Raw genomic sequence first — 759 nt, 5'->3', positions numbered from 1 at the left:
GCCACCGAGTACGCCGCCGCCCGCCATGGCGCCGTTCCACAGGGTGACGAGCATGGCCTGCGCGGCGTCGGCGGCCTCCCCACCGGCGTCGGCGGCAGCGGTCTGCAACAGGGTGGGCACCCCGCCCCAGCCCAGGCCCCACAGGACGGCGGCGACGTAGACGAGGGCGGCGTGGTCGGAGAGGACGGCCAGCAGCGCGGCGGCGACCGCCACCAGCAGGGTGCTGGCGATGGTCAGGACGCGCAGCCGGTGGTGGATCTGCGCGCCGACGACCCAGATGCTGGCCAGCGAGGCGACGCCGAAGACGAGGAGTACCAGGTCGGCGCTGTCGCCCAGGCCCAGGTCGTCGAGGTACGGGGCGATGTACGCGTACAGGATGGTGTGGGCCAGGACGAAGACGAGCGTGACGAACAGGACCGGGGTCACGCCCGGGACGCGTAGTGCCCGCAGCATCCTCGGCCGCTCGCCGCGCCCCTGCCCGGGGTGGTCCGGCACCGCCGCGACGATCCACAGCAGCAGCACCACCGTCAGCGCCGTCATGGCGAGGAACGCCACCCGCCAGTCGGTCACCTTGCCGAGGAAGGTCCCGGCGGGCACGCCGAGCGAGAGCGCGAGCGGGATGCCCGCCATGGCGATGGCGATCGCCTTGCCCTGGAGGTGGGCGGGCGCCATGCGCCGCGCGTACCCCGCGAGCAACGCCCAGGCCAGGCCGGCCGCGACGCCGGCGACGAAGCGCGCCGCCATCGTCAGCCCGTAGTG

At 74.6% G+C, this 759-nt stretch carries 1 protein-coding gene; it reads right to left on the bottom strand.

Annotated features, from left to right (window positions below; genetic code table 11):
- Positions 1-759 (bottom strand): MFS transporter (locus KUM32_RS35570; protein WP_217146054.1); only part of this gene is annotated, 759 nt, incomplete at both ends.

This window comes from Streptomyces sp. AC627_RSS907 (assembly GCF_019049165.1).
This window is presented reverse-complemented; position numbering and strand designations above follow the sequence as displayed.